Genomic DNA, 14422 nt, shown 5'->3' on the forward strand with positions numbered 1-14422 from the left:
TGATCTTCACTGAAAACACGAATGCCTTTTTGTTCTAAGAGCTCAGCCGTTACACCTTTTCCTGGTACCTGACCACCGGTAAAATTTCCGTCATATACATAGGTACTGCCACAAGATGGGCTGCCGTCTGTCAATATAGCTAATCTTACGTTTTTATTTTTGGAAAAAGAATATGCCTTCTTAGCTCCATCTACAAACATCTCGGTCACATCCGCGCCGGTATCCTCGAATACTTTTGCTTGTCCAAGAAGTACCATTTTCCCGTCTCCACCCACAGTTTCTGCTGGTGGGCGTGGTGTTGGAAACCCTGCCGCTATCTCAGGGCAAAAATTTACCAGGCGACCTTCGCGTTGCCATTGGGAAAGAATTTTTTTATCGCTGGGAGCATCTGAACCGTTGTAGCGAACTGGCTGGCCAAGCAGGCAGGAACTGACTAATACTCGAATCATAATTCTTCTCCTTTACGCTATACAAAGAGAGCTAACGTCATTGACCCAGTCTATAAATTATCTTTCTCTTATCATGCCAATTTCGCATCCAACGTGATCTCTGCATTCAGTGCGCGCGAGATTGGACAACCTAGTTTGGCCGCATTAGCGATCTCGGCAAATTTAGCAGCGTCCACGCCGGGGACTTTGGCGACCACATCCAGATGACTGACTGTGATGGTGAAACCCGCATCCGTTTTTTCGAATGTCAGCGTAGCATTCGTACTGACCGATTCGGGGGTCAAATCTGCTTTTTCCAATTCAGCAGAGAGCGCCATCGAGTAGCAACCTGCGTGGGCAGCAGCGATCAATTCTTCGGGATTGGTGCCAATTCCATCTTCAAAACGTGTGCTAAAGGAATATTGAGTTTTGGAGAGAACTCCACTATCAGATGACATGGTTCCTTTGCCGCCACGTAAACCGCCCTGCCAAACTGCTGATGCTTTTCTTTTCATCTTATTTCTCCTTTTTATTCGAATCCATTATATAAAAATCCTTATTCCTAACCAAATGCCTGACGGAATTCGGTGACAGACTTCGGTCCGTTGCGTTCCAAATCACTGTAAAAGGCCTCCCGGTCCTGATTACGATAATCCAGGCGCTCCAGATGAAAAGGAGCCAATCGTTCTCGTGAATCGGTATTATAGAGAGACAATAATTCGGCGTTATTCAATTTTTCTCCTGGAGTTGAAAGGAAAGCAGGCACTAGTAGATATTTATGATTTTTTTGATAAAAATTATATCATAAATGCACCCTTCTTACTCCAAATATATTTCAAACCAATATTCTACAACATTAAGGAGTCGATATCCTCTTGCATACTATGCGCAATAAGTAGAGTGTTGAAAATTATATTGTACGGAGATCAATATTATGCATAAAAATATACTCAATAAATTACGACGCGGTATAATCGTCCTGGCAGTTCTCAGCCAACTGGATGAAGAACAATACGGTTATTCGCTCCTAAAAAGGCTTTCAGATCAGGGGCTGGAAGTCGATCAGGGTACGCTCTACCCCCTGCTTCGCCGGTTGGAATCGCAGGGCTTGCTAAAACCAAATTGACGTCAATACAGGATTTTCTCTCACAAATCTGGTAGACTCGATAATTCCCTTTGCGCTGCTGATTGCGATTATTGTTAACGCAGTTGAAATCGTGAAAGCTATTCTCAGTATGCTTCGCACGAATAAACCGATTACTCTGTCTATTAAAAACTAGTCTGAGTTATATCAAACTAAAGGAGCCAGCTATGAACAAAGGAAAATACTTTCTGGTAATCACACCTCTCTTGACATTATCTCTGGCCTGCAGCCTTATCACTTTACCTTCGGTGATGGGAGAGGAGGATATCCCGCCAGCTACCCCGCTGCCTGTCGAAGCGCCCCCGGATGAGGAACCTGCTCCCGTTTCAGATGCGCCTCCCCCCGCAGATGCAGATATTGCCATCCCTGCCGCAGATTCTCCTGCGATCATGGATTGCAGCCTCTTTGACCTGGCCCAATTCAATACCATCGTTGGTGCCGAATTTACCCTTGTTACCCAGGATCAACTGAGCAGTTGCAATTACGATGCCGGTGGGAAATACCGCCTGTTGATTGGAGGCGGGCAGCCAACCACCTCAGAAGATGCACAAGCTATCTTCGAAACAACTTTCGGGATCGTTCCGGGAGCTACGTGGCAAGTTTACGAAGAGGGCTTTCAGCTTGGTTTGGCGGCTTCGAGTATCACGGTTACCGGGCAGGGGGTTTCCGCCAGCGGACACGCGACCATGATTGTCGCAGCCGGGATGCCCTCCAATGATCTGGATGCCCTGCAAGAGACACTGACCAAATTAGTCGTGGAGGCTACCGATCAACTTAACCGCCAGTGGTAGCTATTTTTCACATGAAAGCTATAGCCAATGCACTCCCCAAATAGCGCATTAATTAAATAATTAATAGCGGCCACGCCCCCTGACCGTCACTGCAAGATGAGTGACTGCTTAACTGCAAAACAGGCCAAAATTGGCCTGTTTTCGATTCCTGTGTGAAGATGTTTTGCCAATACCCTGGATTGGTTTCACATCTCTATTGCAGCGATCCAGATATTTAAAACTACTGGGACCATTCAGTCGGGGTTCTATCCCAACGATGTGAGCGCAGCTTTGCATGCAACTCATCAGACAATGGCCCGGTATCACTGGTGGCGATATTGGCTTCCACGTGATTCAATTTCCGCATTCCGGGGATAATTGTGCTGACGCTATCCTCATTCAAGATAAAACGCAGGGCCATTTCTGGCATAGTCATTTCTTCAGACAACAGCGGACGCAATGCTTCCCCGTGTTCCACGCTGCTTTTTAGATTTTCTGGTACAAAATATGTGCTGCGCCAATCTTCCTCAGGCCATCTGCTATCCAAGGTCAGGTTGCCGGTCAGCGTGCCTTCATCAAAGGGAACGCGGGCGATGACAGCTACATCCATCTCGGCGCAGGCTGGAAAAAGTTCATCTTCGGGGTTCTGGTCAAAAATATTATAGATAACCTGGACCGCTTCGATCAACCCGCTGCGCACAGTTTTGACCCCATTCCCTGGCTCCCAACGGTTGATACTGATTCCAACGGCATCGATCAAACCCTGCGAGCGTAATTCATCCATTTTCTTTGCCCAACGGTCGTCTTCGACAAAATGATCTTCCCAGACATGGAATTGCATCAGGTCGAATTTCTCCAACCCGGCATTTTTTAAACTTTTGTGGACGTATTCTTCAATATGATCCGGGGGGAAACAATCATCCAGGGAAAATTCGCGACGACTGGGCCAGACAAAATTCTTTGGCGGGATTTTTGTTGCAGTATATATCTTCTTGTCCGGATTGCTGCGAACCAGTTTTCCCAGCAATTCCTCACTATGCCCTTCGCCATATCCCCAGGCCGTATCAAAGAAATTGCATCCCAGGTCAACAGCTTTCTGCAAGGATGCCAGGGATTCTTCATCGTCTGATCCTGTCCAGCCTGCCATGCCCCACATGCCATATCCGATCTCGCTGACTTGCCAATCCTTTTTGCCAAATCGTCGATTATTCATAAGATCTCCTTTTGACATTGAATATGCAGGGTGATTCTATCACTTATAAAATCTCGAAACCAATTAGATTTGCTAGAGCTTCATGGTAAACTCCCACCCATGAAAGCTATCGCTATTGCACATCCTAACATCGCCTTTATCAAATACTGGGGCAACCGGGATCAGGATTTGCGCATCCCTGTCAACGGCTCATTTTCAATGAATCTGGACGGGCTCTCCGCCAGAACGCAGGTAACTTTTCGCGCAGATCTGGAACAGGACAGCCTGATCCTTAATGAAAAAACTCTTCAGGGGGCAGGCTTGCAGCGTGTCAGCCAAATCCTTGACGAAGTCCGTGAAGTAGCTGGTATTTCTCTTCACGCTCAAGTGATCAGCGAAAACACCTTCCCCACCGGTGCAGGGATCGCCTCTTCTGCCGCAGCATTTGCCGCCCTGGCGCTTGCATCATCCAAAGCAGCGGGGCTCAGTCTTGATGAGGCAGCCCTCTCTCGTTTGGCCAGGCATGGTTCAGGATCGGCTTGCCGTTCGATCCCTGGCGGATTCACAGAGTGGCAGTCAGGTGAAAGTGATCAAGATTCTTATGCCTTCTCCATCGCGCCCCCCGAGCATTGGGATTTAGCCGACTGCATCGCCGTGATCAGCAGCGGGCATAAAGCCATCGGCTCCACACAGGGACATGCCCTCGCAGCTACCAGCCCTTTACAAGGCGGGCGCGTAGCCGATGTGCCCCGTCGCATCGATATCTGTCGCCGCGCCATTTTGGAACGCGATTTTGACACCTTTGCTTCGATCTGCGAATTAGACTCAGATATGATGCATGCGGTCATGATGACCTCAAATCCCGCACTATTTTATTGGCAGCCGTCCACTCTTCGGGTGATGCAATCCGTCCGTGATTGGCGGGCAGAGGGTCTTCCCGTCTTCTATACGATTGATGCGGGGCCGAATGTCCACGTCATCACCCCGACAAAAAAAATGAGGGAAGTAAAAGATAAATTGGCAAATATTGAAGGCGTTGATAATGTCCTCACAGCCACTGTTGGCGGGCCAACGCGGCTGGTTGAGAGCTAATCTGTCTTTCATTTTCCCAAAACAAAACAGGATATAATCGAGAGATTGTTCCACATTTTATATCTATCTAAAAGAGAGTTTTTAATGAATACAAACCTACTTGCCGGTGTGATTTTTATTGTTGTCTTTGGCATCGTAATTCTTGTGCACGAATTTGGTCACTTCTTTGTTGGCCGTTTTTTTAAAGTTGAAATCGAAGAATTTGGGATTGGTCTTCCGCCAAAAATGATTTCCCTTTTCCGCTGGAAAGAAACCGAATTCACTTTCAATTGGTTACCCTTTGGTGGCTTTAATCGCTTCAAAGGTGAAAATAATCCTGAAATAAAAGGTGGTCTTGCAGCAGCCAACCCATGGGTGCGACTGGCCGTTCTTCTCGCGGGTTCAACAATGAATTTGTTGACGGGGTTCCTCGTCTACAGCATCCTCTTCTCTCAAATTGGAGTTCCCAACTTTGAGGTCGTTCAAATCTTTGAAGTTACCCCTGGATCGCCCGCTGACCAGGCTGGCTTCCTCATGGACGATGTTATCCTGGAGATTGACGGAGAAACGATTAACGGTGAACCCCAGCTGCGCACCCTGATCTTCGATAACCTCGATCAGCCCATCAATTTCACCATCCAACGTGGTGAAGAGATCATCGAAACGATGGCTATACCTTCCAGCAGTCGTGCTGCAGAAGAGGGAGCTTTGGGATTCGTACCGGGATATGCCTACAACGAATCACCATCCCTGCTTACAACACTCAGTTTTAGCGCTGAAACAACGCTTTTCTACGCCAGAGAGATCCTGGTTTTTCCTGCAAAAATCATACGTGGCAGTATCAGCCCTGAAGAGGGCCGTTTTATTGGCTTCAAAGGCATCTACAATATCTTCCAGCAAACGGTCGACGCAGACATAGAAAGCCGCACAGAGGAACCTGCTGCTGCAACACCTTCCCCCGCAACACCGCCAACTTTTTTTACTTTGAATCTGATCGCCACCCTGACGATCACGTTAGGCGTCTTTAATCTGCTCCCTTTTCCGGCACTCGATGGCGGCCGGATTTTCTTCCTCATCCCCGAGCTATTCTTCAGAAAGCGTGTCCCTGCCGAGTTTGAAAATATCATCCACGGGGTTGGGATGATGCTCCTCCTTGGCTTTATGCTCTATATCAATGTGATGGATTTTATAAATCCTGCAAATTTCACAGCAATCCCTTAAAATTGGGTTGAGACAATTATTAGGGTACAAAAATGACTTCTCCAGAACCTTCCTTTCAGGATGCAGTAGATTTACTAACAGATGAAAACCAGGAGTTTTCACGGGATATTCTCTTTCAATTCTCCGATATCGATCCGGGACAATTAAAAACCCTGCTGGATGCCTGGCCGCAAATCACACTCTCTCGCAAGCAATTGCTCCTGGCTAGTTTAAGAAAAGAACTAAACAGAGATGTTTTGCTTTGCTATGACATGTTGGCGATGGCTTTGCTCAAAGACGAAGATGTCATCATCCGCACGACCGCGATCCGCTTATTAAGTGATTGCGAAAGCGAGGATCTGGTTCCCATCTTTTTAGAAATCACCAAAAACGACCCGGAAACCGCTCCGCGCGCAGAGGCGATCACCGCATTGGGAGCCTACGTCTTGCGTGGCGAGTTGGATGAAATTTTCAAAGAAAGCCTGAAAGAAATAGAAAACGTGCTTCTCCAGATTTCCCGTAGCGGAGAGAAAACCGAGCTCAGACAGCGTGCCCTCGAATCGTTGGGATATTCATCCCATGAAGAGATCCCCGCGCTGATCAAAGATGCCTGGGAACGCGAAGCACCGATGTGGAAAGCAAGCGCAGTCTTCGCCATGGGGCGTTCCTGCGACCTGATCTGGGAAGAGAATATCCTCGAAGGCCTGGTCGACGACAATGAGATCATACGCCTCGCTGCCACAAAAGCGGCGGGTGAAATAGCCCTTGCCTCCGCCCGTCCTTTGCTGCTTAAAAATCTCGCAGAAGAGGAAGATGATGATGTTTTCCAGGCTTTGATCTGGTCTCTCTCACAAATCGGTGGTGAGGATGTGCGGGAGTTCCTTCTCAGTCTCTTTGATCGATACGAAGATGAGGAAGAGGAGCAGATCGAATATCTTGAAGAGGCTCTCGCCAACCTCGATTTCACAGAAGACACGCAAGGATTTGATATTCTTAGCTTCAATGCTGATGATGATATCCTGGATATTTAAGAGGAGAACCTCTGGTGGGAAAGAGAGAGATTAATGGAGAAAAAGATGCCGAAGGCCAGCCTGCATATCCGCGTGCGTGGGCGAGTGCAAGGCGTCGGATTTCGCGCCTTTGTCGCTCAAAATGCAAATTTATTCAACCTGACAGGTTGGGTACGAAATGTGGGCCGTGATCAAGTTGAAACTCACGCTGAGGGAACACAAGAAAACCTTGAACGATTCCTGGAGAAGGTAAAAGCTGGCCCAACCGTTTCAAATGTAAAAGAATGTGAGGTTGAGTGGGGAGAATTTCACGGTGAATTTAAAAATTTCAAAGTTCGCTGGTTTTAGCCCCCCGGTTTTTTCATTAAAAGCCCATCTTCTTCTCTTTTAGGGAGACATAATTCCCCAACCCAATTACAAGATGGTCAAGAACTTCGATATCAAGTAATTTTCCGGCTTCGATCATGGCGCGGGTGATTGCTACATCATCAGGGCTGGGCGTGGAATCCCCGCTGGGATGATTATGAGCAGCAATCAGCGCGGCGGCGTTCCGCCTCACAGCGGGGGTGAAAATCTCACCCACTCGCATCTGGGCAGAGTTCAACGATCCATGTGCTACAGTGACAATATCCAAAACATGATTACGCGTATCGAGCAAGATCACACGCATCTCTTCTTTTTCCAGCGCGCTCATCTCATATTGAATCAATGCCGCCGCATCCGCCGGGCTATTAATTGTAGGACGTTCCTCGGGGGCTTCCAAAGTCAGCCGCCGCCCCAACTCTATCGCAGCTTTGATCTGGGCAGCTTTGGCTTCACCGATCCCGTGCTGGGCACAGAGTTCGTCAAAGGGCGCGCGATGCAATCCGCTCAAACCATCCAGTTCCTGCAATAAACGCTGACCCACCTGCACAGCACTCTCTCCCCGCACTCCAACGCGCAACAGGATGGCGATCAATTCCGCTGTGTTGAGAGCCTGCGGCCCCAGCTTGGCAAGCCGCTCGCGTGGGCGATCATCAGCAGGGAGGTCTGCAATCCGATAGGAAAGGGGAGTTCTATCAGGCATTAATTACTCGCTTCGCTGGAAAACTTGAATTTCCGGATTGACAAAACTAATCGATATTTGCGGCAGGAGCTTGGGGAGTGTATAACTGAAATCTCCGATCAATTGATAAGATGTCTCGCCAGCCAAAAGTTTTTCAAAAAAATCACACTCAACCGGATTGGTCTGATAAATGGCTTCATTCTCGCATCTTGCGTACGTGAAGCTATCCACAACAAAATAATCCGTATCCCGGTTAAGTAATCCCTCTTCTCCCTCGTTAAACTTTTTATAGGGCTTTCCCCATCCCACTTCGGGAACTTCCTGGCCCTCAAATTTCGTAAAAAAAATCGGGTATGAGTATTCATCTTCAAAATGATTCGCTGGGATTTCTGGCGGATACATTGTGTATTCAAGTTTTGTTCCAGAGGGGAGCGTAGCGATAAACTCACTCGCTACATTTCTAGGATCATTTTCAATCAATAATCTCACACTGAGCACACGCAGGAAAGAGAAAAAGATCATTAGCCCTAATGCAAGGGGTAGAAGAATATGATATTTACTATAATTGCTCTTTTGAATATGGGCTTGCAAGTCATCGATAAAAAGTGCGGCAAGAACTGCGAAAAAGGGCATCAGGGGAATAAAGAAGCGAGCCTGATAATTATAGGAAACCATGATTGGTAAATCAAAAACAAGGATGGCCAGGAGAATGAGGGGTGTCAGATTCTTATTTTCTTTACCCTCAGATCGTCTCAAACTCAAAAAGAATTTGATTGCAAAATATAGAAAAGCCAACAAGAAAAGGTAGTATGCTGGCGCACCAAGCGTGGTTTTCATTATTCCCCATTGCCCAAACAAACCAGTCACACTCTCAGCTGTTTTCCCGTAGCTAGCATGGTTTGAAAGTACGGGGATAACTCTCTTGAAATAATAGGACATCCATAAAAGAGCTTTTGGGGTCCCCAATGCAAACCCTAGAAAGGATAAGGTTATTGCAATAAATAAAGTTTCAAGTGTGCGAAACTTCTCTAGATAGAGCTTTTTCCCTTCGCTGTACACATAAATAAGCAATGGAACAAGAAGAAATACACCGCCATTATATTTGCTGGATGCCGCTAAACCAACGCAAAAAAAAGCTCCGTAAAGCCAGCCTTTTAACATCGTTTTTTGGTATTTAACCAGAAAATAAACCGTCAACGTCAAAAAGAATGTCAGGTAAAGATCGTTATGGGCAAAGCGAGCGTTGATCGCTAAAATATGATTTGAGAGCAGGAAAAGCGAGGCAAAAGAACTCGCAAGAATCCCTCCCCCCATATTTCTAACAATTAAATAAACGAGATAAATCGTCCCTGCACCCAAAAGCACGGAAAGAAAGCGAGCCACGTTTTTAAAATCATCTGCGTAATCGAGTGCGTAAACGATTTTTCCCACACCGAACATGACATATTTTGGCAACGAGGGATAGTCGAAATTTGTCTCATCAAATTCCCACCAGCCTCCTAGCGCATGTTCCACGCGATGTACCAATTCATCGGGATTGTGCATGGTTGCAAGCCCCGAGGCTGTTAACAGTATAAAAAGTAATGCCAAAAGAATCGGGGTCCATTTTTCGTATTTCTGGAAGAAGATTGAAGTTTTCATTTTCATTGCCTTGGCTGGCGAGCAATCACTTTGATAATCGTGACACTGTCTTCGCTCAAATTCCCACTGAGAAATTCAGGGAGAATACGCGGGAGGGCAGCTTCAAATGCTGTTTGATTGCGCTCGGTCACTACAAGATTCACATTATTAAAATAGCGTTCGAAGACTTTACGATAGTCCCATACTCGAAAACGATTATGGTTGCTGGATGGGTTCAGCCAGCCATACCAAACTTTTTTTGAATAACAGAGCATCTCAAAAGGATATTTGAAAAAATGATCTCGCAGGTCGACATAATGCAGCTGAATTCCCTCAGGCTTTGTCAGCGCAGCAAGGGATTGTGTGATCTCATCCACTTCAGCAAGATGCTCATAAACCGATGAACTGAGAACAATATCAACCTGGGGAATTTCAGATCGCTTCGCGACCGAGCGGATATCATTCTCGTTGAGTGTTATCCACTCTGGACGCAGGGTCACATGTCCCTGCCCGGCCTTGAGATATTTTTCATTTAATGGAAGCAAGCTCAAATTATATGTGTCATCGGGCGGGGCAAATTTATCGCTCAAAATCACATGCGCTGCACCCAATCGGAGCAAGGATATACCGAGAGCAAAGCGCCCGCCATATCCAAAGATCAGGATCTTTTTCCCTTCAAGATGAACGTTTTCACCTTCCAATTCAAGGCAATACTGTTCAGCGGCGTCCTCCGGGTTTTGGGTCTCGATGCCTGGGCGGATGATCCAGCCGCGCAAGAGAAGAAAGCGAACGATCTTTTCGGGAAGAAAATGGCGGGCAAGGCGAGGGATGAGATATTTTAAGTTCATGGGAGGTTGGGTAAGCAATCAAGCGGCTCTTGGCGCGGCACAAGGAGTTGTATATAGACAGAGCGTAGTGTTTCAAGGGGTTCGTAATAACATAAGGTTGGTGCAGCGACCCATTTTGTCCAGGCGTCGCTTTCCTCGCCAAAAACACTTTCCTCATCTTTGATATATACTTTAAGTGGTTCGGTAATAATAAGACTAAAGCGCTGATCTGCGAGATCCTGATAGTAGGGATCGAAATATGCTTGGCTGCCAGACATCGCTTCATTCATCATGCGTTTTTTCTCGTATTCCGACACAAGGGGGACTTTGGGCACATAGCCAAAAGTAAGAAGTTGACGTTGATCAATGAAAAGAATTTCTCCACCTTCTTCAGCATTGTCTATTGCGTAACGAATATACCAAATCGCATCATTTATTTCGTCGATGGGAGGTAATCCCTCTACGATTTCTGTATCTGCCAGGATTTTGACTTGCTCTATTTCTGCGGTGGTGAGAGATAAATTTGGTCGCACTCCAGACAAGGAAGGTAGTGCAGGCAAAGCTACCAGAAGAATAAGAGTGACCTTTATCCATAATGGGTGTTGCGCTGATTGAGCAAACCACTCACTTCCCCCATTTTTCCAGGCGATTACAGCGACAAAGAACAGTGCAATAAGAAACATATCGAGGTTATGGAGATTGTTTCCACCACCGATCTTGGTGCTAATAATCAAACCGACGATGAGGAAGGCCAAAAGTGGGCCGAGAATCGCCAACCTTTGCCAAAGTGATATTTGCCAATGTGTTTTTTGCAGTAAATAAATTAGCAAGATCGTTAGTGGCAAAATGGCAATGAACAAACCTCCCAAGATTCCTTCCGGGTAGGTCTCATTGGGCAGTAAACGATACCAAAGAAGAGGCTGCGATGAGACCGAGCCTTGTGCACTGGCAACAGTCCCCGCCAAAGTATCAGTCAACTCGGAAAGTGCATTGGAAGTTTCACTCGCACGGTTTCCCCAAATTCTTTGAACAAGAGGCCAAAGATACCAAATTGATATTCCTGAGATAGCTAAGACAATAGAGCGCCCCCAATTGCGAATGGTGAAACGCACTCCTTCGAGCGGGATACCACTCATCTCAAGCATTAGCGCCCACAGAGAGGGCGCAAACTCCCATGTGAAACGAGTTATTTCTGCATAATATCCAGCCAAGGCAACGAGAGGTATCGCCAGCCATAGTGGGCGTCTCCAGGCAATCGCCACTAGAATCGCGCTTAGAACGAGGGGGCTATAAATTGGTCCCTGATTAAGAAAGAGAAATGCCCAAAGACCCACCAGAAGCCAATCTTTTTTTCTGGTTCCTTCTGTTTTGAAAGCAACCCACCCTAAAACCACATAGGGGAGTGATAAAACCAAAGCACTCCAAAAACGATTAAAGAGAATAGTCGTCTTTGGCAGGAGGAATGGTAGCCCCCATAAAAATTGTCTGCCGGGGGAGATGAATGCACTAAGCGGTTGATCTTGTGGGTAATTATAAAGGCGGCGACCGAACATAATCGAGTAGTCCCAGAGCCGGTTGCCATCAGACCAATAGAGGTTGAAGGGGTAGTTGGTAACGTTGGAAAAAACACTGGCTATAACAAAACTGGTTCCCGAAAGGAGAACACCCACCTGTAGAGCCTGCCAGGTAATTAAGCTCTTTTCTTTTCCGGTAAAGAGAATTGCCAAGAGTAGGATAAGAATCGCCCAGATGAAAAGCCGGAAATAAATACCTGTGAAGACAAGTCCCCACAGGGTGTATTGGAAAAAATAAACAGGGAGAATGAGAAGGAAAAGAGCAATTATCCAACGAGAATAAATTAACCTTTGGCGGAATGAAATAATCCGTTCGGTGGATGAGTGCAATGCTTCATGCCGCCAGAGAGAAAGCCATAAAATACCAAGCAGAGAGATTAAGAATATAGTAAAGGCGGCAAATCCCAAACCCCATTTGATGGAGAATTCTCCCAACCAGTTTCCTGTTCCCCAAGTAATATTGTGAAATTCTACAAAAACCGCTATAAGAAATATCACCATAACAATAAAAATAATACGCCTTAAAATAACAGATGTTCTTTTATCCATAGAAGGGTGCTTTCAAAATTAGTAATTTTTCTTTTTTGCCTGCTCGATGATTTCTTCAAAAAATGCCAATCTCTGCTGTTCTTTTAGCTGAGTATCAATATAGGGAGTTATTGCCTCACGGTTCACGCGTTTGCCACGCATCCGATATGCAAAATCGCGGATAAGTTTACCATGGGTGGTGATATTGTCTTCTCGGTTGGGGATTTTAAGTAGAAAATCAAAGTCGAGGGCATCAAGGTCAGTATCCTTATAGGCCAAGATCATGGGCAAGCCATAGGCGAGGTATTCGCGGCTTTTAAGAGGCGATGCTTCCAAAAGATTAACACGGTGCAAGGCCAGCGAGCTAATTGCTACATCAGCGAGGGCAAATATAGCCAAATATTCTTTTGAGGAAAGATAGCCATACAAAATAAGATTATCTGGTAAGGGCGCACCATCTGACAGGGTATTATAGCCAATCATATCTATTTTTAGATCAGGAAACCTTTTAGCGAGTTCAACGATCTTATTCACACCATGCCAGCTATGCCCGGGGCCACCAATAAAGATTATTCTTGGAATTTTATTATTTGGCGCATCCAATGGGATGATTTTTCTTAAATCAACACCATTGGCAATTATTTTCGTAGGTTTCTTAAATCTTCTAAACCTAGATATTTTGGCTAATTCTTTGGAGACACAACTTAGGCCACTAACAGATTTGAGTAAAATTCCACGCGTGAAGCGATTGTATAAGGAATAGAGTATGCCCAACTCTTTATGCTGTTCAACATCGTTCGTGTTAATTTCTTCAATTACCGGGGCGATGGTTGCAAGGCGATGAACAGGATAAACATAGATCCCATAGCGGAGGTAGATAATATCCGGCTGGTAACGTTCTATTGCCCGAAGCATTTCTATGGCCGCGTGAATACGTCCAATTTCGCGTTGCAGGGTTCCTGATTGGATTGGATAAAAGAATTTTTCGCCGGGGAGCAAATCTGGGGTATCTTCGTCTGCAGTATGCATAAAAAGACAGACATCATGCCCCATAGATTTCCATGTTTTGATATGACGATCAATCTTCTTCCCAACACCACTGGAGAAAGTGCGAGGCCAGTGGAGGGAAATATAGGCGATTCGCATTATTTAGGGATAACCTGATGTTGTTTTTTCTGGCGTAATCGGTACAGATCGCGCATTAAATCATAACTCCGCTTGAAAAATGGACTTTCAAGGATGCGACCATAGGATGGGTAATCGCTGAAAGATTTTTTAGGCAAACTCATAATTTCTTCAAACCCATCCTGGACCAAACCCAATTTTTTCGCAACATATTCTCGATCTTCTTCCAGAAGAGAAGGTGCATAAGTCGGTTTTTTAATTTCTTCCAGGGCATCAATGCGTTTGATTTCCTCTGAACAAATCAAACTGGATAGATGAGAACGACGTTTATCGTAACCAAATTTTACAGGAAGGATATATCCCTGATAAAAGCGTGTATAAATAGATTCGTGGTGCTTTCCACCATAATAACGCCAGCCTAGCTCATTTTCCAAAAAAGTCATCGCGGCAGTCTTATTGAAGTCAATATAATTCAAAATATCGACACGTTTTTGGGTTTGTAAGCGGCGATAATAGGTCAAAAAGGGGATGTGTGGAAAAGTTTTAAGTTTCCCGTCGCCAAATCGCTTTTGGATGCTACGGATATATTTCCAGTCAAAATGCCCCTGCGACCAGGCACTCGGCAAATGGGTTTCTGTGCGCACATTGAAGCCAGAGAGGATGTATTTTACTTTCAGTTTTTCAGCAAGGTCGCCAATTACTGCCCAAATAGCATGGTCACTTGGGATCTCCGAATCGGGGGTAGATGCTTTGAGAAAGGCAGCCTGCAAACCCCGAAATTCTTCCCAATCCAGAACCTCGGTATGCAAATCTATCTCAAGGCGTTTGAGAGTCTCCTCAATATTTTTGACTGCTAATTCCGAGTCCCAGCCATTGTCCATATGTACA

The 14422-nt window shown here is 45.8% G+C and carries 14 protein-coding genes and 2 pseudogenes; 6 read left to right on the forward strand and 10 right to left on the reverse strand.

Going from position 1 to position 14422, the window contains the following annotated elements:
• The 3 genes and pseudogenes from AC3DOM_RS08840 to AC3DOM_RS08850 form a co-directional block, all read right to left on the reverse strand.
• A partial coding sequence (locus AC3DOM_RS08840) for a 2-thiouracil desulfurase family protein (protein ID WP_487918681.1) occupies window positions 1-449 on the reverse strand: 449 nt, incomplete at its 3' end.
• A gap of 71 nt (window positions 450-520) precedes the next feature.
• Window positions 521-943 (reverse strand): OsmC family protein, encoded by a 423-nt coding sequence (locus AC3DOM_RS08845; protein ID WP_487918682.1) that lies wholly within the window; start codon window positions 941-943, stop codon window positions 521-523.
• 47 nt (window positions 944-990) lie between these two features.
• A pseudogene (locus AC3DOM_RS08850) lies at window positions 991-1119 on the reverse strand (deiodinase-related protein); the annotation flags it as partial.
• 243 nt (window positions 1120-1362) lie between these two features.
• Here AC3DOM_RS08850 and AC3DOM_RS08855 point away from each other — a divergent pair.
• A pseudogene (locus AC3DOM_RS08855) lies at window positions 1363-1542 on the forward strand (PadR family transcriptional regulator); the annotation flags it as partial.
• A gap of 197 nt (window positions 1543-1739) precedes the next feature.
• A complete protein-coding gene (locus AC3DOM_RS08860; RefSeq protein ID WP_487918683.1) occupies window positions 1740-2363 on the forward strand; it encodes a hypothetical protein in 624 nt (207 codons plus the stop codon).
• Between the two features lie 220 nt (window positions 2364-2583).
• Here the strand turns inward: AC3DOM_RS08860 and AC3DOM_RS08865 are convergent, their stop codons facing one another.
• On the reverse strand, window positions 2584-3555 hold the full coding sequence (locus tag AC3DOM_RS08865) for an aldo/keto reductase (protein ID WP_487918684.1): 972 nt from the start codon (window positions 3553-3555) through the stop codon (window positions 2584-2586).
• Window positions 3556-3654: 99 nt separating this feature from the next.
• Here AC3DOM_RS08865 and mvaD point away from each other — a divergent pair, with 99 nt between their 5' ends.
• From mvaD to AC3DOM_RS08885, 4 genes are all read left to right on the forward strand, one after another.
• Window positions 3655-4626 carry a diphosphomevalonate decarboxylase gene (gene mvaD / locus AC3DOM_RS08870; protein ID WP_487918685.1) on the forward strand — a complete coding sequence of 324 codons (972 nt, stop codon included), beginning with the start codon at window positions 3655-3657 and terminating at the stop codon, window positions 4624-4626.
• A gap of 84 nt (window positions 4627-4710) precedes the next feature.
• Window positions 4711-5826 carry a M50 family metallopeptidase gene (locus AC3DOM_RS08875; protein WP_487918686.1) on the forward strand — a complete coding sequence of 372 codons (1116 nt, stop codon included), beginning with the start codon at window positions 4711-4713 and terminating at the stop codon, window positions 5824-5826.
• 32 nt (window positions 5827-5858) lie between these two features.
• Complete coding sequence (locus AC3DOM_RS08880; RefSeq protein WP_487918687.1) at window positions 5859-6836, forward strand: HEAT repeat domain-containing protein; 978 nt, start codon at window positions 5859-5861, stop codon at window positions 6834-6836.
• A gap of 45 nt (window positions 6837-6881) precedes the next feature.
• On the forward strand, window positions 6882-7163 hold the full coding sequence (locus AC3DOM_RS08885) for an acylphosphatase (protein WP_487918688.1): 282 nt from the start codon (window positions 6882-6884) through the stop codon (window positions 7161-7163).
• 16 nt (window positions 7164-7179) lie between these two features.
• On the opposite strand, the gene radC is transcribed toward AC3DOM_RS08885, so the two are convergent.
• The 6 genes from radC to AC3DOM_RS08915 form a co-directional block, all read right to left on the reverse strand.
• Window positions 7180-7881 carry a RadC family protein gene (gene radC, locus AC3DOM_RS08890; protein ID WP_487918689.1) on the reverse strand — a complete coding sequence of 234 codons (702 nt, stop codon included), beginning with the start codon at window positions 7879-7881 and terminating at the stop codon, window positions 7180-7182.
• Window positions 7882-7884: 3 nt separating this feature from the next.
• Window positions 7885-9501, reverse strand: a complete 1617-nt coding sequence (locus AC3DOM_RS08895; RefSeq protein WP_487918690.1) for an ArnT family glycosyltransferase — start codon at window positions 9499-9501, stop codon at window positions 7885-7887.
• Between the two features lie 2 nt (window positions 9502-9503).
• Window positions 9504-10328, reverse strand: coding sequence for a class I SAM-dependent methyltransferase (locus tag AC3DOM_RS08900; protein WP_487918691.1), 825 nt, complete (start codon window positions 10326-10328; stop codon window positions 9504-9506).
• Window positions 10325-12430 carry a hypothetical protein gene (locus AC3DOM_RS08905; protein WP_487918692.1) on the reverse strand — a complete coding sequence of 702 codons (2106 nt, stop codon included), beginning with the start codon at window positions 12428-12430 and terminating at the stop codon, window positions 10325-10327. Before AC3DOM_RS08905 ends, AC3DOM_RS08900 begins: the two co-directional genes overlap by 4 nt.
• An 18-nt stretch (window positions 12431-12448) precedes the next feature.
• Window positions 12449-13555, reverse strand: a complete 1107-nt coding sequence (locus AC3DOM_RS08910) for a glycosyltransferase (protein ID WP_487918693.1) — start codon at window positions 13553-13555, stop codon at window positions 12449-12451.
• Window positions 13555-14422, reverse strand: an 868-nt coding sequence (locus tag AC3DOM_RS08915) for an adenine nucleotide alpha hydrolase family protein (RefSeq protein WP_487918694.1), incomplete at its 5' end; no start/stop codon positions are given. The genes AC3DOM_RS08910 and AC3DOM_RS08915, both read right to left, overlap by 1 nt.

The organism is Candidatus Desulfolinea nitratireducens (genome assembly GCF_982879505.1).

Coding starts and splice junctions, on each gene's coding strand:
- AC3DOM_RS08900 (WP_487918691.1), bottom strand. CDS start 10,328: ATGAACTTAAAATATCTCATCCCTCGCCTTGCCCGCCATTTTCTTCCC.
- AC3DOM_RS08910 (WP_487918693.1), bottom strand. CDS start 13,555: ATGCGAATCGCCTATATTTCCCTCCACTGGCCTCGCACTTTCTCCAGT.
- AC3DOM_RS08860 (WP_487918683.1), top strand. CDS start 1,740: ATGAACAAAGGAAAATACTTTCTGGTAATCACACCTCTCTTGACATTA.
- AC3DOM_RS08885 (WP_487918688.1), top strand. CDS start 6,882: ATGCCGAAGGCCAGCCTGCATATCCGCGTGCGTGGGCGAGTGCAAGGC.
- AC3DOM_RS08895 (WP_487918690.1), bottom strand. CDS start 9,501: ATGAAAACTTCAATCTTCTTCCAGAAATACGAAAAATGGACCCCGATT.
- AC3DOM_RS08905 (WP_487918692.1), bottom strand. CDS start 12,430: ATGGATAAAAGAACATCTGTTATTTTAAGGCGTATTATTTTTATTGTT.
- radC (WP_487918689.1), bottom strand. CDS start 7,881: ATGCCTGATAGAACTCCCCTTTCCTATCGGATTGCAGACCTCCCTGCT.
- AC3DOM_RS08845 (WP_487918682.1), bottom strand. CDS start 943: ATGAAAAGAAAAGCATCAGCAGTTTGGCAGGGCGGTTTACGTGGCGGC.
- AC3DOM_RS08865 (WP_487918684.1), bottom strand. CDS start 3,555: ATGAATAATCGACGATTTGGCAAAAAGGATTGGCAAGTCAGCGAGATC.
- mvaD (WP_487918685.1), top strand. CDS start 3,655: ATGAAAGCTATCGCTATTGCACATCCTAACATCGCCTTTATCAAATAC.
- AC3DOM_RS08875 (WP_487918686.1), top strand. CDS start 4,711: ATGAATACAAACCTACTTGCCGGTGTGATTTTTATTGTTGTCTTTGGC.
- AC3DOM_RS08880 (WP_487918687.1), top strand. CDS start 5,859: ATGACTTCTCCAGAACCTTCCTTTCAGGATGCAGTAGATTTACTAACA.